Raw genomic sequence first — 21,974 nt, 5'->3', positions numbered from 1 at the left:
GCAGGCCACGCAGGGGCCGGAACGAGTTTAAGCGTCTTGTTATCCAACGCCACCATCAGATCCTCGGCGGTTCTCCGGCGAGGCTGGACGGACGAACTAGGTCTGCGCTAAGCCCGTGTTTCGTACAAGCATCAAGAATAACAGTCATCATTTCCTGCTTGGCAAGGGGCGACACGTAAATCGCCTCTATTACATTATGCAAGTTGATAGGAACCTCAATGCCTTGGGGATACATTGTCTTGGCAATCGCCGAATGAGAGTGTCCATCATGATTCCCGTTCATGCGTTCCCGGTTCAGAACCTCCATTTCCCGAGCACTATCGGCCAACGCAAAAATACGGACCTCCTTCTCGTACTGAAATGCATTGCGTTTGCAAAGCAAAGAGGACCAGACGTAAGCGTTAGGTACTACTTCTGTATCGTAGTCGAGGTATCTGATCCTTCCGATATCTAAGTGCTGCACCACCTGAAGTCGACCCGTTTCATCAAACTTCACATCGCCTTGGCCAGAACTGATTGCATCATCATTAAGGCAAGGGAGCGCAGATCGCAGTCGTCTGTAGCTACTACGTATAGCGACCGCACCCACGTCACCGTAGATCTTCCATAAGGCCATGGATTCATGCGGAGCCTCGTGCCAGCAACTCACGTAACATTGGTATATTCGAGACTCGAAGTGCTGCTGAAGCATGGTTCTAGTCATCAGTGGAAAGTTAGATGTCCTCATCGCATTTATCGTACCTAAAGATAGCGAGCCCTCGAATCTGTCCTCGAACAGGTCCGCCCGACGTAGGTAGAGCGATTTGCTCAACAGCAACAACATGAACTTGGTTAGATCCATGTAACGCCATAGGACAAAGTCCTCAGTGCGATCAATTCCCAAGTGGTTATCTCGATTCTTCATAGTAAGTGATCATAGTTGGATAACAGGTATTAGACGGAATGCTCTGATAGTGGATGAACGCGCCGATACGTTCAACACTCTTGAACGTGCCTACTGCTTTGCGCCATGTCCGCTCTGGGTCGCAAGCCGCCTTAATCTTCTTATGCCAATACCCTAGCCGCGTTTTCTAGCCGCACCGCCTGATTAGTATCTGCACCAATGTAAACCAATGTTTTCTCCGAGTAACGCCTCTGAGACCAATTCTCTAGTCAGGGTTGGCTTGGGCGTCATGGTCAGTAGGGCGAGGTGGTGAGTGATACGTGCCGAACGGTATCGCGAAGCGTGAAGGATCAATCCTACGGCTGATCGATTTCCGCCGGATAGTTTCGCTCAAACCGCACCAATGGCTCCTGGCGGAAGTACCGCTTCAGCAGGTCATAAAGCTCGGGGTAGACATCGACCAGTTGATCCGGGGCGGTGAAGAAGAGTTCGCAGCAGACGGCGAAACATTCGCCGGGGTGGGTGGCGGCGTAGTCGTCGATGGGCGTGTCTTCACCACGTTCGAGATGCGCTTGCAGGTCGTCCCAGACGGCGGTGAAGACGCGATGCCATTCTTTCGATGTGACGTCGCTCGCGGCGGCAAGCGGCGGGAAGCCGTCGACATCCTGCGAGTTACCCAGATCGAGCTTGTGGGCGAATTCGTGAATGATGACGTTGTAGCCGGTGTAGTCGCCGCTGTCGGCGACGTCGGGAATCGCCAGCACCACCGGGCCGCGCCAGGAGGTTTCCCCGGCGCGTTCATCCATGTATTCGTGCATCACACCGAAGTCGTCCATCTCCTCGACGTGGCGATGGAAGCTATCCGGTAGCAGGATGATCTCGGTGACGTTGTCGAAGGCGGCGCTGGCGTCGCGGTCCGACCAGCCGAGCGTCAGCAGCTCGGCTTGGGCGGCAATCGCCAGCATGGCGGGTTGATCTAGCTCGACGTCGTCACCAGCCACCCAGCGCTTGCGCTGAAGCAGTTGCCAGGCCCGCGGGCCGAGGCGTTCGGCATCGGCGTCATCGAGATCGGCCAGCAGCGGCAAGCCGTAACGGATCTTCCGCCACGCCTCGGGATCGAACGGCGGGCGCGAGCGTTGCCGGGCCTCGCGCCGACTATCCTTCCAATCCTGTCGCCGGGCTTTCCACCAGCCCCGCCACCCGCTCTTTTCCCCGTCTCTCCAGGCACTCATGTCACGCTCAGCTCTCTTCCTGCCGGCCCCCGGACTTCCACGACCAGTCGCGCAGGCGCAGGTCGAACAGGTCGAGACGACGGTCCTTGAGATTGGTCACCGCGCCCTCGGAACGGACCAGCTTGAGCTTGGTCAGGTCAAGATCCGAAAACATCACCATTTCGGTGTTGGGCGTGGTTTCCGACATGACCGCGTCGTGAGGAAAGGCGAAGTCCGACGGCGAGAACACCGAGGACTGGGCGTACTGGATGTCCAGGTTCTCGATCGAGGGTACGTTGCCCACGCTGCCGCAGGCCACGACGTAGCACTCGTTCTCGATGGCGCGGGCCTGGGCGCAGTGGCGCACGCGCAGGTAGCTGTTCTTGGTGTCGGTCCAGAACGGCACGATCAGAATGTCCATGTCCTGCTCGGCCAGCAGACGCGGGAGCTCGGGGAATTCGACGTCGTAGCAGATCAGCATGCCGACACGACCGGCATCGGTCTCGAACACCTGCAGCTCGTCGCCGCCTTCCACTACCCAGTCACGCCGCTCCTGCGGGGTGATGTGCAGCTTGGCCTGACGGTCGATCTCGCCATCGCGGTGGCACAGGTAAGCAACGTTATAAAGCTTACCGTCTTCCCCGATCTCGACCATCGAGCCGGCCACGATGTTGATGTTGTAGGAGATTGCCATCCGCGAGATTTCAGTCTTGAAGCGCTCGGTGAACCCGGCCAGGAAGTGAATCGCGGCGACCTGATCGGTCTGGTCGGTCAGCCCCATCAGCGGCGTGTTGAACAGCTCCGGGAAGACGGCGAAGTCGCTCTGGTAGTCGGAGATCGCGTCGACGTAGAACTCGACCTGCTGTAACACGGCTTCGACCGAGTCGAATTCGCGCATCTGCCACTGAACGGCGCCCACGCGAACCTGGGTACGGCGAGTCTCGATGATCCGGCTGGCCGGCTCGTAGAGGATGTTGTTCCACTCGAGCAGGGTGGCGTAGCCCATCGATTTCTCGTCTTCGGGCAGATACTTGGTCAGCAGACGCTTGACCAGGAAGTCGTTGGCCAGCTGGAACGACAGAATCGGGTCGTAGAACTCCTTGCGCGCCACCCGATCGATGTACTCGGCGGGCGACATCGCATCGGCGTGCTGGTGGTAGTTCGGGATCCGGCCGCCGGCGAGAATCGCGCGCAGGTTCATCGAGCGGCACAGGTCCTTGCGCGCTTCGTAGAGGCGCCGACCGAGACGGTAGCCGCGATAGGCCGGGTCGATCAGCACGTCGAGGCCGTAGAGCGCATCGCCGTTGGCGTCGTTGAGAATGATCTCGCGATGGCCGATCAGCTCGTCGTACTTGTGCGGGTTCGAAAAGCGGTCGTAGTCGACCAGCACGGTCAGCGCGACGCCGACGATCTTGCCGTCGTCCTCGATGATGATCTGGCCGTCGGAGAACTCGCCGATCAGCTTGTCGATCGTCAGCTTCGACCAGGCGCCGCCGATGTCGTCGTAGACGGCATCCATCAGTCGCTTGAGCTGCGGATAGTCCTCGGGGGTGAGGTTGCGCAGATTGAGGTGCAGTTCTTCCAATGACATTGAGCGCCTGACTCCATCCGATAAACAGGGAAGGTATATAGGGACAAAGTCTAACACGCCGCAGCGCTGCGCCCTTGGGTCAAAAAGGGTCTGAATAGCCGAACGGCGGTGGATCAGCCCTTCAGAAAGGGCGCGATCTGCCGACAATAGCCTTGGTTATCCTAATTTTCCTTTGCGACGGTGAAGTTTCCAGCGCTTCCGTCGGAGATGTGGCATGAAACGATTACTACCGGTCTGTCTGGGGCTGGCCATGGCAGCGCTAGCCTGCTCGGCCGAGGCCCGACCGCTGACCGACGACGGGCGGCTGACGTTCAGCGGGTTCGGCACGTTGGGGCTGATCCACAATAACCTCGACGAAGCCGATTTCACCCGCGATATCAGCCAGCCCAAGGGCGCCGGCGAAGGCTGGAGCGCGCGCACCGATTCGATGTTGGGCGCGCAGGTGGGTTACCGCTTCACCGACGAGCTGGACACGGTGGTGCAGGGCATCAGCCGCTACCACGACAGCGGCGATTTCAGCCCCGAAGTGAGCTGGGCGTATCTGCGCTATCGGCCCGATCCCGGCCTGCAGCTGCGCGTGGGCCGGCTGGGCTGGGACGTCTATCAGCTCTCCGATTCGCGCTACGTCGGCTATGCCTACCCTTGGGTGCGGCCGCCGGTGGACCATTTCGGCACGCTGCAGTTGACCTACATCGATGGTGTCGATGTCACCTTCAAGCAGCCGGTCGGCAGCGATCTGGTGCTGCTCAAACTCTATACCGGCCGCTCCGACGGCGATGTCTTCATCGGCGAGGGCATCGAGGCCCATTTCGATGTCGACAAGGTCTATGGCGGCCATCTCGATTACGAGACGGGACCCTGGCGATTCCGGGTGGGGTACACCGAAGTCGAGTCCGATATCTCTTTCTCGGGAGAGGTGCCGGATCAGCTCGACCAGATGCTCTCGTTCAATCCCTATATCAGTCTGACCGCCGACGATGTGCTGGGCGACGCCTTCGGCTTCGACCGGCTCAGGCTCTACTCGCTAGGGGCGGTCTATGATCAGGGTCCGCTGCAGATTCAGGCGATGTGGAATCGCAGTAAGACCAGCGCGGACGGTGCGGTCGATTCCGGCTTCGTCTCGACGGGCTATCGGATCGGTCGCGTCACGCCCTATCTGGTTTATTCGCAGGTCGAGACGACCTCTGATGGCGAGGGTGGTAGTGAAGGGGATTTCAAGCAACAGACCTATTCGGTGGGCGCGCGCTATGACGTCACGGCCAACATGGCTTTGAAGGCGCAGTTGGATCGCGTTCATATTCAGCGCCCCGGATTTCTGTGGCGAGACATCGATAGTGACTGGAACGGGGGCTGGGGATCGATCTTCAGCCTCGGTCTGGACTTCATTTTCTAGGAAAGCGTCCATGAACCGAGTCCAAAGGCTTCTCACTGCCTCTACCTTGTCTATCACCCTGCTTCTCACGTCATCGGCCAGCGCCGACATCGCGGTCGTGGTCAATGCCAGTAGCGGCATCGATCATCTGACCCGAAGCGATGCGGTCAATATCTTCATGGGACGCTATCGTAAGCTGCCCACCGGTAATGTGGCGCTGCCGGTCGATTCGGCCTCGCTCAAGGCGCGGTTCTATCGCGCGCTGGTCAACAAGGACCTGGCGGAGATCAACTCCTACTGGGCCAGGCTGGTGTTCTCGGGTGAAGCCTCGCCGCCCCAGCAGATCGCTTCGGGCGATGACGTGCATCAGCTCGTGATCCAGAATATGAACGCCTTGAGCTATGTCGACAGCGCCCACGTGCCCGACGATATGCATGTCGTGCTGATGTTGGGCGAGTGAGCCATGCCTCGTCTACTGCTGCTTCTGCATACACGACTGGCGCTACGGACGACGGCGATCATCCTGCTCATCGTCACGTTGCTGGGCGTGGTCTTTCTCGCGCTGGCGGTTTACCTGCGCGCCGAAAGTGTTCAGCAGGAGCAGCAGTCACGCATTCAGGAGCTGTTGACGACGGTCGAGCGCACCGCGCAGATCGGCTGTTTTCTGGGCGACCGTCATCTGGCCCAGGAGGTCACCGACGGCCTGCTCAGCAACAATATCGTCAGCGCCGCGAGGATCGAGGCCGCCGATGGCACGACGCTCGCCAGCGGTCGAACGAATCAGAGTGACTCTGACGCCACCACCGTCACGCGGGACGTTTTCTCGCCGTTCGAGCCGGGCACCTCGGTATGTGAGATCACGGTCGAGCCCGATCAGGCCTATATCGACGAGCTGGTGGCGCAGGCCTCGAATTTCATCGGCGGCGCGTTGTTGCTGCAACTGGTGGGCATCGGCCTGTGCGTGGTGTTGGTCGTGGTGAGATTCGTCACCCGGCCAATTACCGGGCTATCGCATCGCTTGAGCGAGCTGGAAGCGGAAACCGGCCAGCAACTGCAGGCGCCAAAGGGCAACCGCGATGACGAGATCGGCCAGCTGGTGATCAGCGTCAATGCGATGATCGACAACCTCGTCCAGAGTCTGAGCGAGGAGCGCCGGCTGCGACTCGAGCGGGAAGTCGAAGAGCGCCGTTACCGGGCGATCTTCGACAACGTCGAGGCCGGTATCTTCGAACTCGACGGCGGCGGGTTCATCCGCTCCGCTAACCCGGCATTTCGACGGCTTTTCGGCATGCCCGGCGAGACCAATCTGGAGCGGCATCCGATCGCCTTCGCTGCGCTGGTCAGCGACGGTGACAGTGATGCGCAATCCTTCGTCACCGGCGATGATCAGGGCGGGCATGAACGCCAGTGGGAAGTGGCGCTGGAGGACGGCGACCGACAGCGCTGGGTCAGCCTGATTCTGAGCCCGCTCGAGACGGGGCGCCTGCAAGGCGTGGCGCACGATATCACCGAGCGCAAGGAAGCAGCGGATGCCGCCGAGCGGATGGCGATGACCGATCCGTTGACCGGGCTCGGCAACCGCCGCGGTTTCGATCATCGGCTGGCGGTGATGGCGCGCCATCATCGGCTGTATCCCGAACGCTGCCACGCGTTGATCACGCTGGATTTCGATCACTTCAAGCGGATCAACGACACCTACGGCCATCAGGTCGGGGATCGTGCCTTGAACCATGTCGGTGCCATTCTGGCGGATCTGGTGCGGCAGCGCGATTACGTGGCCCGTCTCGGCGGCGACGAGTTCGTCGTGCTGCTCGAGGGTTGCCACGAGCGTGACGAGGTCGAATCGATTTTGACGCGCTTTCTGGAACGTCTCCGCACTCCGCTTCAGGCAGATGGAGGCGTCGAAGTGACCGTCGGTGTCAGTATCGGTATCGCGCTGCTGGGGCTGGACTCTGACGACCCCCAGCAGACGGTACAGTTCTCGGATATGGCGATGTATGCGGCCAAGCGGGCCGGCCGCAATACCTGGCGGTTCTACAGCGACGCCAGCGTCGCTCACGCCGACTGACACGGGCCCGGCGCGCTGGTTTATCACCAACCCAGCTCTTGGCGAGATACCGCTACCCGGGGCGGAACATCTTGAAGTTCTGATCCGGGCTGATCTCGAAATAGTCGGCAGGCCCGCCACCGCGCAAGATCGGGCGGGCGGCAGCGGTCTGGTAGACGCCGTCGCTCAGCAGCGTCGAGTCGATATGCACGCCGACCACTTCACCCAGTACCAGCCAGTTGTCGATCTTCTCGCCGTCGGCCGATTCGAGGCGAATCGACTGCGTCAGCCGGCACTCGAACACGACCTGCGCTTCGCCGACGTGCGGTACGTCGATGACCCGTGATTGACGGGGCGTCAGACCTGCCAGTTCGAACTCGTTCACCTCCGGTTCCACCGACGCCGAACTTTGATTCATGGCCTCGGCGAGCGCATGTGTGGAGAGCTGCCAGCAGAACTCGCCGGTCGCTTCGATATTGCGCACGCTGTCTTTGTAGCCCGCGCTCGAGAAACCGATGATCGGTGGCGTGTCGGCGAAAGCATTGAAAAAACTGTAGGGCGCCAGATTCAGCCGGCCTTCGCGATCTTGCGATGAGATCCAGCCGATCGGTCGTGGGCCGACGATCGCCTTGAAGGGGTTATGGGGTAGCCCGTGACCAAGGCTCGGCTCATAGAAATGCGCATTGTTGGGCATGCGGGAGATCCTGGAATACGTGTCGGATAAGTAGAGCGCTGTGGCGTAGGAGTGTATTACCTGGCGCTTTGTGATGCAGGCTATGTCATGCAGAGCATGAAAATTCGTCGTGCGGGGCTGTATCGCCTAGGGCTTTGTCGCGTAAGGCTTTGTCGCCTAAGGCTGTGTCGGACTTCGCTCGCAGGTAGAGGATATCGGCGAGTGACGAGGGATATGTCCACTGACCGACGACGGCAGCGAGCTTTGACGAGTCAGGGGCCAAGCCGGAATTCAGGAATCGGAGCAGAAATGCGTCAGACTCGACGGCTTGAGCCGTCGAGTCTGAGAGCGCGGCGATCGTTACTTGCGAACGACGCGATAGATCACCAGCAGTACGATCGCGCCGAGAACTGCGATCACGAAGCTGCCGATGTTGAAGCCGGAGACATCGCCGAAGCCTAGCGCCGTGCCGATCCAGCCGCCGATGACGGCGCCGAGGATACCGATGATGATGGTGACGATGATGCCACCCGGATCTTTACCCGGCATGACCAGCTTGGCAACGGCGCCGGCGATCAAGCCAAAGATGATCCACGCAATAATTCCCATGGCGTCTGTCCCTATGTAATTCATGGTTTGAGCATGCCTTCCTGACACGCCCTAGGGAAGTTAGTCGTAGATGGCGCAAACGACAAGTGCCGAATTGGCGCTATCATCGTCTTCCGAGCCTGACACCGCTACCTGGCAATAGTGCGCCCCGGTATATCAAACGAAGGCTGAAGGAGGAGTTCATGTCATCTAGTGATGCCGACAATACGATCGCCGGACGCGTATTGACCTCGAACCGGCTGTCGATTGGATTGGCGTTGCCGATGATGCCGAGCGATCAGGCGGTGATCGACATCGCCGAGCAGAGACGCCTGGCAAGACTCGCCGACGATAGCGGGTTCCGCGCCTTGTGGATTCGTGATGTGCCGCTCAACAGCAGCCATTACCCCGATCCGGTCGGGCATCTCGACCCCTGGAGCTGGCTGGGTGCGCTGGCGGCGGAAACGCGGCAGATCGCGCTGATCAGCGGCGCCATCGTGCTGACACTGCGGCATCCGCTGCATATCGCCAAGGCGGCGGCATCGGTCGCCACGCTGTCGGACGGTCGCTTCATTCTCGGCCTGGGCTCCGGCGATCGCCCGCCCGAATTCGCCGCCTTCGGTGAGGATGTCGCCGAGCGGCGGCGCCTGTTCGCGGATCATTGGCAGGTCGTGGCAAAGGCGCTGAGTGCGCCACAGGAGGTCGTTCCGGATCGGCGTGATACCGATTCGCCGGATTTCCAGCTGCGGCCGGTGCCGCTGGCTCCAGTGCCACTATTGGCGGTCGGGTCGGGCGGTCAGAGCGTTAACTGGATCGCCCGCAATGCCATCGGCTGGATGACCTATCATCGCGAGCCGGCGCAGCAGCTCGATCGCTATCGGATGTGGCGCGCCGCCGTCGAACAGAGCGCGCCCGGCGGGTTCCGCGGGTTCGGCGAGGCGATGCGCCTCGATCTGGCCGCCGATGCTGGCGCACCGGCGACGCCGATCGATCTAGGTTACCGGACTGGCCGTGATGCGCTCATCCAAAAACTCGAAGCACTTAGAGAGATGGGCGTTCACCACGTCTCTCTGAATCTACGTCTCGAGGAGCGGCCAGCCGATGCCATCATCGAGGAACTGGCCGCCCACGTTCTGCCGCACTTTCACGGTTCCTGAACCCTTGCGGACTCGCGCTGAAACGATGTCATCCGCGCCGTAAAGGTCTTACTGGGCGTGGCTGGCCAGGAACGCCAGCGTGCGGCCGTGTGCCAGTGCCGAGGCGTGCTGGTTGTAGCTTGCCCGTGCCCAGCAGTTGAAGCCGTGTTCCGCACCGTCGTAGAGGTGGACTTCGATATCGTCGTTGCCGGCGAAGGCCTGACGGGTCTGCTCGACGTGCTCGAGCGGAATGTGGTCGTCTTCGGCGCCGAAGTGGAACTGTGCCGGCACCTTGAGTTCATCGGCGCGCGGCAGATATTCGGTGATACCACCGGCGTAGTAGCAGATCGCCGCGTCGACGCCGGCGTCCAGACCGCAGAGATAGGAGAGCACGCCACCCATGCAATAGCCCACGGACGCTACCGGGCCATCGCAGACGGGGCTTGCGCGTAGCGCCTTGGTCGTCGCACGCAGATCGCTGATCGCCGTGGGGTAGTCCAGCGCCTGCTTGTGAGCCACGGCTTCTTTCCAGTCGTCACCGTCGTAGCCGAGCTCCACGCCCGGCTCATCGCGCCAGAACATGTCGGGCACGATGACGCTGTAGCCATCCATCGCGTACTGCTCGGCGACGCCACGCATGTGGCCGTTGACGCCGAAGATCTCTTGGATCAGCACGATACCGGGGCCTTTGCCCTTGTGCGGCAGCGCCTGATACGCCTTGAACGTCTTGCCGTCTTCGGCGGTGATCTCGATCCATTCGGTCTTGATGTGGGTCTGGGAATCGCTATGAGACATGATTTCTCCTTGTGGGCGGTCAACGGAACTTTGAGATGTGGAAATGAAGCCCGAGACAGGAGTTTAGCAGGCAATGTAAAAGACGAGGGCGATGCCTTTCATCGATACAGCGTCAGGCGGCTTTGCTGGCGGCTGACGAAGGCTCGGTCCCTGGGGCGGCAGTCATGAGCCCGGCCCTCGAGAGCCTTCAGCGACATGTCGAGAGCCTTCAGCGGCGTGTCGAGAGCCGTCAGCGGCGTGTCGAGAGCCGTCAGCGGCGTGTCGAGAGCCGTCAGCCGAGATCATGAACGTCGCCATGAGATCGGCGGTCTCCTCCGGGCGTTCCACCGGAAAGGCATGGCCCGCGCCTTCTATCAGCGCCGTGCGGCCGGCCTCGGGTAGACGTTCGGCGATGGCCTCACGTGCCGCTGCCGGCACCAGGGCGTCACTGTCGCCGAAAAGATGCAACTGCGGGATCTTCAGCGCCTCCAACAGCTCGCGGAGATCGAGCGCCGACAACACGCTCAGCCCGGCCAGCGCTTGGTCCAGTGGCGTCGTGGCCAGGGCTTCCATCAATTGGCGACCCAACCGATGAGTATCCCGACCGCCCTGAGCGCTCAACTGGGCAAACCGCCGGAACGTGCGGGTAGGCGATGCTCGCAGGCCGCGCTGGAACTCTCCCACGGATTCCGCCGTCATCGCCTGCGGCCAGCCCGAACGCGTGACGAAACTCGCGTTGGACCCCAGCGTGATCAAGCCTCGCGCATGCCGGCCGCGCCACTGCGCCAGCAACGTGGCCAGCATGCCGCCGAGAGACCAGCCGGCCAGCCAGGCGTCTTGAGGTAATTGATGATCCAGCGCCGCGACCCAACTTTCGGGCCGGTGGCTGGTCAGGGCGGGATAGCGCACACACTCGACGTGATAGTCCGGTAACCGCTGGCGCAAGGCGTCTGCCAGCGGTTCCAGCGGTGCGGGCCCGATAGCCCAGCCGGGTAACAGCAGCAGTCTTTGGGGGCTCATGCCAATATTCTCCTGGCGGACGATAGCCGACGCGCGGTCTTGAACAGCGCTCTCAACAGCCGGTCGATCTCTTCATGAGTATGGGCCTGCGAGAGCGTGAAGCGCAGTCTCGAGGTCGCGGCGGGGGCGCTGGGCGGGCATATGGCGCTACATCAGAGCCTGGCGCCTTAGAGCGCGGCGGAAAGTGTGAGCGCCGCGGCTTCCTTGCCGCCCTGCCGACTCTTCAGCCGACCGGCCTGTCTCGCGCGCCAACTCGGCCCGATCGCCAGCACGGTATCCAGCGAATCGGCGGATACTGTGCTCATGCCCGCGCCGTCGCGTCCGAGACCATGGCATCGATCCGAGCCCGGGTCACGCGCTGCTGGAGGGCGACTTCGTGGGCGTCGTCGTCGACGTCTTCACGGGTCTCGGGGTGAAGGCCGAGACGCTCGAAAAGTCGTCGATCGTGCGTTGCCTGCGGGTTCTGCGCGGTCAACAGTCTTTCGCCGTAGAAGATCGAATTGGCCCCGGCGAAGAACGCCAGCGCCTGGGTTTCGTCGCTCATCAGTTCGCGTCCGGCGGCCAGACGCACGTGAGAATGTGGCATCAGAATTCGAGCGACGGCGATGGTGCGGATGAATTCGATCGGGTCGAGATCCTCGACGTGTTCGAGCGGCGTGCCCTGGATTCGGATCAGCATGTTGATCGGCACGCTCTCGGGATGCACTCGCAGATTGGCGAGCTGCTGCAGCAAACCGGCGCGATCGTTGACGCTTTCGCCCATGCCGAGAATGCCGCCGCTGCAGATCTTCATGCCGGACCGACGCACGTGGTCGAGGGTTTCCAGGCGGTCGGCGTAGGTGCGCGTGGTGATGATCTCGCCGTAGTACTCCGGCGAGGTATCCAGATTGTGGTTGTAGTAATCGAGCCCGGCCTCTCCCAGCTGTTCGGCCTGGTCACGACTCAGCATCCCCAGCGTCATGCAGGTCTCGAGCCCCATGGCTCGCACACCACGCACCATTTCCAGCACCAGCGGCATGTCTTTCGCGCTCGGGTGTTTCCATGCCGCGCCCATGCAGAAACGGCTGGCACCGACGGCCTTGGCCTTGCGCGCTTCTTCGAGTACGGCTTCGAGCTGCAACAGCTTCTCGCGCTGAAGGCCGGTGTTGTAGTGGCCAGACTGCGGACAGTACTTGCAGTCCTCCGGGCAGGCGCCGGTCTTGATCGAGAGCAGCGTGGAGATCTGCACCGCATTGGGATCAAAATGCTGGCGATGAACGCCTTGCGCTTCGAATAGCAGCTCGTTGAACGGACGTTCCAGCAGCGTCTGGACCTCGTCTCGCTGCCAGTCGTGACGCGGCGAAGCGCTAAAGGTTCGAGAAGGTCTCATATCGTTAGTCAACTTTAGTTTTAATCTTGGTTGACTGGATGTTGTCACGATGGCCTGTGAACTTCAAATAAGCTGTCCGTTGACAGGTCCATCGTGACCGAGACGACATCGAAATAATGGAACGGCTTGAGATCGTCCCGCGCTCGTTCCGGGCTCGTTCCGGGCTCGGAATAGGCGCTGGCAGTTCATGGCATTTGTAAAACGACATGATGCGGAGGCATTGTTCACGGCCCTAATCGTCTAAGCTTGGGGACTTTCGCGCCAATCCTGGCTGGACATGAGGAGCCGCATGGACGCTTACAGCCCGACCTGGATCGCCGCTCAACTGGGTGGGTTCGTCGCTCTCGGTTTCATCATCGCGGCATTTGCCAGCCGTCAGGACGACCGGCTGCTGCTTTATCTGATATTCGCCAATGTGGCCTTCGCGGTGCATTTCCTGCTGTTCGGCGAGGCGGTCGCGGCCGGCATGTCGGGCCTGGTGGTCGTCCGGATCTGGCTGGCGCGGCGCTTTCCGCGGCGCCAGGGGATCATGTGGCTGGTGCTGGCGGCAACGGCGGCGGTCGCCATCGCGACCTGGCAGTCCTGGTACGATATTTTCCCGCTGCTTGCCGCTGTGTTCGGCACGCTGGCGATGTTTCTGTTACGGGGCCTGCCGATGCGGGCGCTACTGGCGGGCGTCGCGCTAAGCTGGCTCGCCAACGCGCTGATCATCGGTTCGATCGGCGGCGCCATTGCCGAACTCATCGCGCTCGGCACCAATCTAATCACGATGTGGCGTATTTACCGCGCGAAGCGCCAGCTTCAGACTAGCTGACGGCGATTCTCGAATCATCTGCCTCGATGATTCTCCCTGCCGACACAAGGTAATGTATCCATGTCCACTGTTGCCCGCCGCCGTTGGGTCGGCGTATTCGCTCTGATTGTCGTAGTGCTATTGCTGGTCTTTCTCGCCGGGCCATGGGCGCTCACGAAGTGGGCGGAAAATCGTTTCACCGACTCGCTGGGGACGCCCGTCAAGATCGAGCGCGTGACTTTCAACCCGTTCACGACCACTGCTCGATTCTCGACGCTGCGGGTCGGCGACGGCGAGATGCCCATGATCGAGATAGCCTCCGGTGAGGTCGCGTTCGAATGGACAACGTTGTGGCAATCCGGCATTCATATCTCGGAGGTACACCTCGACTCGCCAAACCTGCATCTGGTATCGACGCAATCCGGGCCGCTCAATCTGGCCACACTGGGCGCGGACTCGTCCTCGGGCGACGCTTCGTCCGATGACGGTTCATCGCTAACCATCGAGCGTATCGACGTGAGCGACGGCCAGATCGACTGGCAGGATCGGGGGACTGGCGAGGACGCTTCCATCGCCGCGACTGGCGTGAGCTTGACGCTGCACGATTATCAGCGCGATGGCGACTCGCCGATGAAGGGGCAAGCCTCTGGCACGGTCGGCGGTGGGAAGATCGATCTCGAGGGGCGTTTCGGGGTGATGCCGTTGACCGGCGATCTCGCGATCACGACGCAGAAGGTAGCGGCCTCCGCCATTGACCCCTGGTTGACCGCGGGGATGCCGGCGCGAATTGATCAAGGTCGGATCGATCTCGACGGTCAGCTGCGCTTCGGTACCGCGGCGAACGCCTTGATCGCCTATCAAGGGAAGGTGTCACTCGACGATCTGGCAACGGTCGACTCACAGGATCAGCCGTTGCTTTCTCTGGATCGTGGCGTGTTCGAGGGCGTCGATTTTGCCCTCGACGACCACCTGGAGATCGATTCGTCGGTGCTCACCGCACCCAGATTGACGGCCCTGATCGATGACGACGGACAGTTCAATCTCACGACCGCCTTTGCCTCTCGAGAGGAGGGCAATGATTTGAAAGATGCCAACCGAAACGGCGCCTCTCAAAACCGCAACGACGACGCCGGCATGGCGCTCGCTTTGAAGCGTCTCGAGGTCAAGCAAGGAACGTTCGATTTCGAGGATCGGCACATGTCGCCGACCGTTGCGCTCGACGTCGATGGGCTGAACGGTCAGCTTTCCCAGTTGGATACGCGCAGCGATCAACCCGCGCACTATCGCTTCGATGGCATGGAGAGCGAAGGCACACCGGTGATGGTCGAGGGGAATATCAATCTCGGCGAGCCGCTCGACGCGCGCATGCGGCTGACGACCAAACAACTCGAGCTGTCCCAGTTCGCGCCCTATATCCGGCGCTTCGGCGGCTACCGCATCGACCATGGCACCGCCGATCTCGAGCTCAACTATCATTTGCAAGGCAGCCGCCTGACCGCGCAGAACCACATCATTCTCAAGCATTTGAAGCTGGGCAAGGAGATTGACCAGGACGCGACGTCGCTGCCGTTGAAAAACCTGATCGGACTGCTGCAGGCCAAGTCAGGGGTGATCAATCTGGATATTCCCATCGAGACGACCGTCGAGGGGAACACCCAGGTGGATATGAGCGAGGTGGTGTGGCAGGCGGTCACGGAGTCATTAGGCAATATCCTGACATCGCCGGTCGACTCCCTCCAGGCCCTGATGGGCGATCACGATGGAAGCGGTGATGGGGCTAGCCGTTGATGGGGGCTAGCCGTTGATGGGGGCTAGCCGGCGATGGCTGCTCGAAGGCGTCTTCGCCGGCGGTCGTCCCCGAGCAGAATCTACGCGCGGCGATCCTCGATGACCCGCCGGCCCCTGATGCAGTCGGCTTCATGCGGCTCGTCGACCCACGGCTCGGCGACGCCCTGTTCAACCCATTCGGTCACCGCCGGGTGGGCGAGCAGGCGCTCGGCGTAGGCCATGGCATCGGGGCCGAGCTCGATGCCGTAGCCGCGCATACGCACCGCCACCGGGGCGAACATGGCATCCACGGCGGTGAACGCCTCGCCGGCGAGCCAGGGCCCACCGAAAGCCTCCAATCCTTCCTGCCACAACGCTTCGAGCCGGGTCAGATCCTTCTCGAGCGCTTCGCTCGGCGTGTCCAGGTCTATGGTCAACGAGCAGTTCATCGAGCACTCGTCGCGTATCGCCGCAAAGCCCGAGTGCATCTCGGCGCTGGCGCAGCGCGCCCAGGCGCGGGCGGCACGATCACCGGGCCACGCGGCCGGGTGATCCTCGGCAACATATTCCAGAATCGCTAGTGAGTCCCACACCACCTGATCGCCATCGTGCAGGCAGGGCACCTTGGCCGTGGGCGAAAAACGCGTGAACGCCTGCTGCTTGCCGGCGCTTTCGAACGGCGTCAGCACCTCCTCGAACGGGATCTCCAGCGCGCGCAGCAGTACCCAGGGTCGCATCGACCAGGAAGAGTAGTTCTTGTTGGCGATGAAAAGTCGATAGGCCATGGTTGCCTCCGCGTCAGGAAAAATCCGAGTATGCGATGTTGGGGCGACTCCGCAAAGTTTCGCTCGGCCGAGAGAACAACGGCTGATCGTTCGATGGAATAAGCACAGCGCCGATCGGACTTTTTGATTCTTTCAACTCGCCCCAACACTCAGCGGTTAACCGACTAGGCTTTAGCCAATCGATTTCGATAGTGCGTGGGTTTCGAGAGCGCGTCGATTTCGAGAGCGCGCTTTGCGCCGTTTCGTTCAACTACGTTCAATCACCGGTTTATCGGTTACCGGATGTGCCGAGAGGTCATGGATGGCTCCCAACTCGCTGACCGACACCAACAGCCCCCTGAGTGCCGATCAGGCCAGGCGTGTGCAGCAGGCGCTGGCGGATCTGGATGCCTCCCAGTGTCAGTGGCTCAGCGGTTATCTGGCCGGGCTCAACGCCCAGGCCGCCGGATCGCCGCAGATCGGGGATGCGCCGGCGCCAGCGGCATCTGCCGCGTTGACCGTGCTCTACGGCAGTCAGACCGGCAATGCCGAAGGAGTGGCCGAGCTGGCCGCCGAGCGTGCCCGCGCCCAGGGCTTCGACGTCACGCTGGCGAGCATGGCCGATGCCGGCAAGAAGACGCTGAAAGAGGTCGAGCGATTGCTGGTCGTCGTCAGCACCCAGGGCGACGGCGATCCGCCCGACCCGGCACTCGAATTCCACGAGCTGATGATGGGGCGCAAGGCGCCGAAACTCGCGGGGCTAAGCTTCGCCGTGTTGGGCCTGGGCGATGCCAGCTACGAGCACTTCTGCGAGACCGGCAAGCAGTTCGACGCCCGGCTGGCGGAGCTCGGTGGCGAAGCGATCCACGAGCGGACGGACTGCGACGTAGACTATGAAGAGACGGCCGAAGCCTGGATCGAAGAGGTGCTCGAGTCGTTGTCCGGCGATCTCGCCACGCCGCCACCGACTCAGGTCGCCGCAACCGACGCTTCGCAAGGCGGTCAGCCGCGCTACTCCAAGAAGCAGCCGTTCCTGGCCGAGGTGCTGACCAGTCAGCCGCTCAACGGGCGCGATTCGGACAAGCAGACCCTGCATCTCGAGCTGTCGCTGGAAGATTCCGGGCTCGACTATCTGCCGGGCGATGCCGTCGGCGTCGTGCCGCAGAACGACCCTGGCCACGTCGATGAGCTGATCGAGATGCTCAAGTTCGATGCCGAATCGCCGCTGGAGGAGGGGCGCGTGCTGCGCGACGCGCTGCTGACGGATTTCGAGGTGACCACGCTGACGCGGCCGTTTTTGAAACAGTGGGCGGAGTGGTCTCGAGCGCCGGAGCTCCAGCGTCTGCTGGGTGAAGAAGCCCGGGACGAGCTGCGCGACTGGTTGCAGGGACGCCATATCGTCGACGTGGTCGAGCAGTTTCCGGTCGAGGGGATCGATGCCGCTCAGTTTTCGGCGGCGCTGCGCAAGCTGCCGCCACGGCTCTACTCGATCGCCTCGAGCCAGTCCGCGGCGACCGACGAAGTGCATCTCACCGTCGCCGTGGTGCGTTACGAAACCCACGGCCGGGCTCGCAACGGCGTGACCACGAGTTACCTGGCGGACCGCATCGAGCCCGGCGACCGCGTGCCGATCTACATCGACCGCAACAAGCAGTTCAAGCTGCCGGACGATGACGAGGCGCCGCTGATCATGATCGGCCCCGGCACCGGCGTCGCCCCGTTTCGCGCTTTCCTGCAGGAGCGCGAGGAGCGAGGCGCCGGCGGCGACAACTGGCTATTCTTTGGCGATCGCCGTTTTCGCAGCGATTTCCTGTATCAGACGGAGTGGCTCAAGTGGCGTCAGCGGGGCTTGCTCACGCGACTCGACGTCGCGTTCTCCCGCGATCAGGCCGACAAGGTCTACGTTCAGGACCGGCTGCGCGAACAGGCCGAAACGCTTTACGCCTGGCTGGAAGCGGGCGCCTATGTCTACGTCTGTGGCGATGCCGAATTCATGGCGCCGGACGTGCATCAGGCCTTGCGCGACGTTATCCGTGAACAGGGCGGGCACGGTGAAGCCGGCGCCGACGATTATCTGCGCCAGATGCAGCAGGATAAGCGGTATCAGCGCGACATCTATTAGGAGCCGACATGGACATCATCGCCAAACTGCGTGACGTACCCCTGGATGAGCTGCATCCCAACGAGCGGCTCAAGGTGGAGAGCGACTATCTGCGGGGGTCGCTGGAAGCGGGTCTGGCCGACCGCGCCACCGGCGCCGTCGCCGAGGACGATACCCAGCTGACCAAGTTTCACGGCTTCTATCAGCAGGACGACCGCGACCTGCGCGACGAGCGTCGGCATCAGAAGCTCGAACCGCTATACAGCTTCATGGTGCGCCTTCGCCTGCCCGGCGGTCTGGTCACGCCGGCCCAGTGGCAGACCCTCGATGACGTCTCCTCGCGTTACGCCAACGGCACGCTGCGCATCACCACACGGCAGACTTTCCAGTATCACGGCGTGCTCAAGGAAAACCTGCGACCGCACCTGCAGACGATCCACCAGGCGATGGTGGATACCATCGCTGCCTGCGGCGACGTCAATCGCAACGTGATCTGCACCGCCAACCCGCATCGCTCCGCTGTTCATCGTCAGGTCTACGAACTGAGTCATCAAATCAGCACCCGGTTGCTGCCCAGCACCCGCGCCTATCACGAAATCTTTCTGGGTGAGGAGCGTGTCGCCGGGGGCGCCGAGGAACGCACGGGTGCGCCGGCGGAAAGTGATTCGCCGGCACTCGATCCACATGAGCCGCTTTACACGCGCCATTATCTACCGCGCAAGTTCAAGGTGGCGCTGGCGATTCCGCCGGAGAACGATGTCGATCTGTTTGCCCACGACGTCGGTTTCATTGCCGATGTTCAGCAGGGGGAAAATGGCGAGCCCGGCGAGCTTCGCGGCCTCACCGTCTGCATCGGCGGCGGCATGGGCATGACCCACGGCGAACCGACGACCTTCCCGCGCCTTTCCGATCCTATCGGCTACTGCACGCCGGAAGCCGTGCCCGCCGTGGCGGAAGCGATCATGCTGGTGCAGCGCGACAACGGCAATCGTCGCGACCGCAAGCAGGCACGACTGAAATATACCGTCGAGGAGATGGGGCTCGACGCGTTCAAGGCCGAGGTCGAAGGGCATCTCGGCGAAGCGCTGGCACCGGCGCGCGATTATCACTTCGACAACAACGGCGATCGGCTGGGCTGGATTCAGGGCGACGACGGCCTTTGGCACTATGGGCTGTTCGTCCAGAACGGACGTATCGCTGACTTTCCGGATGGCCCGCAGTTACGCAGCGGTCTGCGCGAGATCGCCGAGCAGCACGACGGCGATCTGGTTCTGACCACCAATCAGAACGTGATCATTACCCAGGTCGACGAGTCCCGGCGCGAGGCCATCGACGCGTTGCTGGACCGTCATCGGCTGGTCGCGGAAACCTCTCCGCTACGGCGCAACGCCATGGCCTGCGTGGCATTCCCGACCTGCGGGTTGGCGATGGCGGAAAGCGAGCGCTATCTGCCGTCGCTGATCGACAAGCTCGACGCCGTGATGCGCGAGGCTGGGCTCGCCGACGACGCCATCATCGTGCGCATGACCGGCTGCCCCAACGGCTGCGCGCGGCCGTACCTGGCCGAGATCGGCTTCGTCGGCAAGGCGCCGGGGCATTACAACCTCTATCTCGGCGGCGGCTTCAGCGGCCAACGGCTGAACAAGCTCCACCGCGAGAACATCGATGAAGCGACAATCCTCGAGACACTAACGCCGCTGATCCAGCGCTATGCGACCGAGCGTGAAGCCGACGAACCCTTCGGCGACTTCGTCATTCGCATCGGCGTGATCAACGCGACCACGGCAGGGCGCGTATTTCACGAAGTCTGAGCGGGCCGCGATCGAGCGGGGAAATTACTCCCGGTCCGGCACCGGGCGCTTGGCCGGACCGCCATAGGGCCACAGCCAGCCCTTGGGCATTGGGCCCTTGTTGCGTCCGCCCTGACACTGCTGCTCCCAGGCGTGGGCGAGGATGCCCACCGAGCGCGACAGGCAGAACAGCCCGCGGGCGAGCGGGGCGGGGAAGCCCAGTTCGGCGTAGATGACGGCGGTGGCGCCGTCGATGTTGAGCGGAATCGGTTTGCCCTTCATGGCGATCAACTGACGTTCGACCTCACGGGCGATGGCGACGAAATTGCCATCCACCTCGCCACGAGCGGCGGCCTCCTCGACCAGCTGCAGGAGCCTCGGCGCGCGCGGATCGACAGGATGGAAGCGGTGACCGAAGCCGGGAATGATTTTGGTTCGCTCGCGCTGCCAGGTGGCGATGCCTTCCTCGACGGCGGCTTCCAGTTTGCGTCCGCCAATCTGGTTTTCGAGTATCGACTGGTACAGCTCGACGGCCTGTTCGCCGGCGCCGCCGTGAACGTCATCGAGCACGTTGACGGCGGAGGCCATGGCGTTGTTGAGACTGCTGCCGCAGGTGACCGCCATCCGCGCGATAGCGATGCTGGGGGCCTGCGGGCCGTGATCGACGGCGCTCATCAATGCCGCTTCCAGCAGCGCGGCCTGCGCTCGGCCGGGTAGTTCACCGCGGGTCATCAACCACACCATGTCGGTGAAACCGACGTTGCCGATCAACTCCTCGATCGGGTAGCCGCGATAGCGAATCTCGCCGGGGCGCATATCGATGATGTCGGTTTTCCACCACTGCTGGGCCTGGTATTCGGGCGTGTGAGCGTCGGTCATGAGATATCTCCGGTTCTATTCGTCGTTGGCGGCGTGAGCGGGAAGCAGGGTGGCGTTGTCCTGGCCTAGCCGAGGCGGCGGCGACGCCACCCGCGGTGGCTGGTCATCGAAGCGATAACCGCCGCTGACCACCTCCAGCGGTCGGCCGATCGAGGTGTCGTCGAATCGCTCGATCAGCCCGCGGTCGCGAACCTGGGGGTGGGCCAGCGCTTCGGCGACGCTGTAGACGGGCCCGGCGGGCACGCCGGCTTCGACCAGGCGTGGCCACCAGTACTCGGTCGTTTGCTGTTTCAGCACCACCTCGATGCAGTCGCTCAGCGCCTGGCGGTTATCCAGTCGTGACTGGCGATGGGCAAAGCGCGTATCCGTCAACCATTCGGGGCGTTCCAGCAAATGGCAGATCGCCTCGAACTGCTCCTGCTTGTTGGCGGCGATGTTGATCAGGCCGTCAGCGGTGGCGAACGTGCCGGAAGGGCTGGCCGTGACGTTGTCGTTGCCCATCGGCTGGGGTGGCTTGCCGGCGATCAGCAGGTTGGAAACGGCCCAGCCCATGGTGGCGAGCACGGATTCGAGCATCGAGATGTCGATGAAATGCGCCTTGCGGGGGCGCTCGGCCAGCGCTGCATTGATCGCCATTGCCGCCGTCAGACCGCCAACGGTATCCGCCAGCGGATAGCCGACCCGGTAGGGTGCGTTCTCCGGCGTGCCGGTAATGCTCATCACGCCCGCCATGCCCTGGATGATCTGGTCGTAGGCCGGGTAGTTGGCCAGAGGACCTTCCTGGCCGAAGCCGGAAATCGCGCAGTAAACCAGCTCGGAGTTGGTCTGACGCAGGGTTTCGTAGCCCAGGCCGAGGCGTTGCATGACGCCGGGACGGAAATTCTCGACCACGACATCGGCGCTCGCCACCAGCTCGAGGAAGGCTTCGCGATCGTCAGCCTGCTTGAAATCCAGTGTCACCGAACGCTTGCCGGCATTCTGGGCGAGAAAAGAGACGCCCATTAGATCGCGGTTGAGCGCCGGATCCGCGCCGAGCTGGCGGGCGAGATCTCCACCCTGGGGTCGCTCGACCTTGATCACCTCGGCACCGAGATGGGCCAGCTGATGACAGCAGAACGGGCCGGCCAGCACATTGGTCAGATCGAGTACCCGGTAACCGGTTAACGGCGATGACATCATTCCTCCTGATGAAACGAATTCTTTCAGAGAGAATATG

20 protein-coding genes are annotated in these 21,974 nt (G+C 62.2%); 8 read left to right on the top strand and 12 right to left on the bottom strand.

The genetic code is table 11. From position 1 onward, the window contains the following. Positions 1-55 precede the first annotated feature (55 nt). The 3 genes from ACUN9V_RS06830 to ACUN9V_RS06820 form a co-directional block, all read right to left on the bottom strand. Entirely contained in the window at positions 56-616 is a 561-nt protein-coding gene (locus ACUN9V_RS06830; RefSeq protein ID WP_445510833.1) for a hypothetical protein, read from the bottom strand. A gap of 623 nt (positions 617-1,239) precedes the next feature. Continuing rightward, entirely contained in the window at positions 1,240-2,115 is an 876-nt protein-coding gene (locus ACUN9V_RS06825) for a M90 family metallopeptidase (RefSeq protein WP_445510832.1), read from the bottom strand. Positions 2,116-2,122: 7 nt separating this feature from the next. Continuing rightward, the gene (locus ACUN9V_RS06820; protein WP_445510831.1) at positions 2,123-3,685 is read right to left on the bottom strand and encodes a GNAT family N-acetyltransferase; all 1,563 of its coding nucleotides are present in this window, start codon (positions 3,683-3,685) and stop codon (positions 2,123-2,125) included. Between the two features lie 214 nt (positions 3,686-3,899). On the opposite strand from ACUN9V_RS06820, the gene ACUN9V_RS06815 reads away from it, so the two are divergent. Genes ACUN9V_RS06815 through ACUN9V_RS06805 form a run of 3 tightly spaced genes read left to right on the top strand, consistent with a single transcriptional unit; the run spans position 3,900 to position 7,125 of the window. After that, positions 3,900-5,078, top strand: coding sequence for a porin (locus ACUN9V_RS06815; RefSeq protein ID WP_445510830.1), 1,179 nt, complete (start codon positions 3,900-3,902; stop codon positions 5,076-5,078). A gap of 10 nt (positions 5,079-5,088) precedes the next feature. Beyond that, on the top strand, positions 5,089-5,517 hold the full coding sequence (locus ACUN9V_RS06810; RefSeq protein ID WP_445510829.1) for a hypothetical protein: 429 nt from the start codon (positions 5,089-5,091) through the stop codon (positions 5,515-5,517). A 3-nt stretch (positions 5,518-5,520) separates the two neighbouring features. Further along, positions 5,521-7,125: a diguanylate cyclase domain-containing protein gene (locus ACUN9V_RS06805; protein ID WP_445510828.1), complete on the top strand. Its 1,605-nt coding sequence runs from the start codon at positions 5,521-5,523 to the stop codon at positions 7,123-7,125. Between the two features lie 52 nt (positions 7,126-7,177). Here the strand turns inward: ACUN9V_RS06805 and ACUN9V_RS06800 are convergent, their stop codons facing one another. Together ACUN9V_RS06800 and ACUN9V_RS06795 are read right to left on the bottom strand one after the other, a co-directional pair. Next, positions 7,178-7,798 (bottom strand): flavin reductase family protein, encoded by a 621-nt coding sequence (locus tag ACUN9V_RS06800; protein ID WP_445510827.1) that lies wholly within the window; start codon positions 7,796-7,798, stop codon positions 7,178-7,180. A gap of 339 nt (positions 7,799-8,137) precedes the next feature. After that, on the bottom strand, positions 8,138-8,386 hold the full coding sequence (locus tag ACUN9V_RS06795) for a GlsB/YeaQ/YmgE family stress response membrane protein (RefSeq protein ID WP_445510826.1): 249 nt from the start codon (positions 8,384-8,386) through the stop codon (positions 8,138-8,140). 182 nt (positions 8,387-8,568) lie between these two features. Here ACUN9V_RS06795 and ACUN9V_RS06790 point away from each other — a divergent pair, with 182 nt between their 5' ends. Next, the gene (locus ACUN9V_RS06790) at positions 8,569-9,522 is read left to right on the top strand and encodes a TIGR03571 family LLM class oxidoreductase (RefSeq protein ID WP_445510825.1); all 954 of its coding nucleotides are present in this window, start codon (positions 8,569-8,571) and stop codon (positions 9,520-9,522) included. Positions 9,523-9,570: 48 nt separating this feature from the next. Here the strand turns inward: ACUN9V_RS06790 and ACUN9V_RS06785 are convergent, their stop codons facing one another. The 4 genes from ACUN9V_RS06785 to bioB form a co-directional block, all read right to left on the bottom strand. Continuing rightward, complete coding sequence (locus ACUN9V_RS06785; RefSeq protein WP_445510824.1) at positions 9,571-10,296, bottom strand: dienelactone hydrolase family protein; 726 nt, start codon at positions 10,294-10,296, stop codon at positions 9,571-9,573. Between the two features lie 162 nt (positions 10,297-10,458). Beyond that, positions 10,459-11,295 (bottom strand): alpha/beta fold hydrolase, encoded by an 837-nt coding sequence (locus tag ACUN9V_RS06780; protein WP_445510823.1) that lies wholly within the window; start codon positions 11,293-11,295, stop codon positions 10,459-10,461. A 167-nt stretch (positions 11,296-11,462) separates the two neighbouring features. Further along, positions 11,463-11,600, bottom strand: coding sequence for a hypothetical protein (locus ACUN9V_RS06775; protein ID WP_445510822.1), 138 nt, complete (start codon positions 11,598-11,600; stop codon positions 11,463-11,465). Further along, a complete protein-coding gene (gene bioB / locus ACUN9V_RS06770) occupies positions 11,597-12,664 on the bottom strand; it encodes a biotin synthase BioB (protein ID WP_445510821.1) in 1,068 nt (355 codons plus the stop codon). The genes ACUN9V_RS06775 and bioB overlap by 4 nt, the downstream gene beginning before the upstream one ends. 289 nt (positions 12,665-12,953) lie before the next feature. Here bioB and ACUN9V_RS06765 point away from each other — a divergent pair, with 289 nt between their 5' ends. Both ACUN9V_RS06765 and ACUN9V_RS06760 read left to right on the top strand, forming a co-directional pair. Then, the gene (locus tag ACUN9V_RS06765; RefSeq protein WP_075561031.1) at positions 12,954-13,478 is read left to right on the top strand and encodes a YgjV family protein; all 525 of its coding nucleotides are present in this window, start codon (positions 12,954-12,956) and stop codon (positions 13,476-13,478) included. 60 nt (positions 13,479-13,538) lie between these two features. Next, on the top strand, positions 13,539-15,245 hold the full coding sequence (locus tag ACUN9V_RS06760) for a DUF748 domain-containing protein (RefSeq protein ID WP_445510820.1): 1,707 nt from the start codon (positions 13,539-13,541) through the stop codon (positions 15,243-15,245). 80 nt (positions 15,246-15,325) lie between these two features. Here the strand turns inward: ACUN9V_RS06760 and ACUN9V_RS06755 are convergent, their stop codons facing one another. After that, complete coding sequence (locus ACUN9V_RS06755) at positions 15,326-16,009, bottom strand: glutathione S-transferase family protein (RefSeq protein WP_445510819.1); 684 nt, start codon at positions 16,007-16,009, stop codon at positions 15,326-15,328. 301 nt (positions 16,010-16,310) lie between these two features. On the opposite strand from ACUN9V_RS06755, the gene ACUN9V_RS06750 reads away from it, so the two are divergent. Both ACUN9V_RS06750 and ACUN9V_RS06745 read left to right on the top strand, forming a co-directional pair. Beyond that, complete coding sequence (locus ACUN9V_RS06750; protein WP_445510818.1) at positions 16,311-18,110, top strand: assimilatory sulfite reductase (NADPH) flavoprotein subunit; 1,800 nt, start codon at positions 16,311-16,313, stop codon at positions 18,108-18,110. Between the two features lie 8 nt (positions 18,111-18,118). Further along, positions 18,119-19,900 carry an NADPH-dependent assimilatory sulfite reductase hemoprotein subunit gene (locus tag ACUN9V_RS06745; RefSeq protein WP_445510817.1) on the top strand — a complete coding sequence of 594 codons (1,782 nt, stop codon included), beginning with the start codon at positions 18,119-18,121 and terminating at the stop codon, positions 19,898-19,900. A 24-nt stretch (positions 19,901-19,924) separates the two neighbouring features. On the opposite strand, the gene ACUN9V_RS06740 is transcribed toward ACUN9V_RS06745, so the two are convergent. Together ACUN9V_RS06740 and ACUN9V_RS06735 are read right to left on the bottom strand one after the other, a co-directional pair. After that, positions 19,925-20,758: a citryl-CoA lyase gene (locus tag ACUN9V_RS06740; RefSeq protein WP_445510816.1), complete on the bottom strand. Its 834-nt coding sequence runs from the start codon at positions 20,756-20,758 to the stop codon at positions 19,925-19,927. Between the two features lie 15 nt (positions 20,759-20,773). Then, positions 20,774-21,934, bottom strand: coding sequence for a CaiB/BaiF CoA transferase family protein (locus ACUN9V_RS06735; RefSeq protein WP_445510815.1), 1,161 nt, complete (start codon positions 21,932-21,934; stop codon positions 20,774-20,776). Positions 21,935-21,974 lie beyond the last annotated feature (40 nt).

It is taken from the genome of Salinicola sp. V024, from assembly GCF_052645315.1.
The sequence above is the reverse complement of the archived record's forward strand: the minus strand, read 5'-3'. Positions and strand labels throughout refer to the sequence as shown.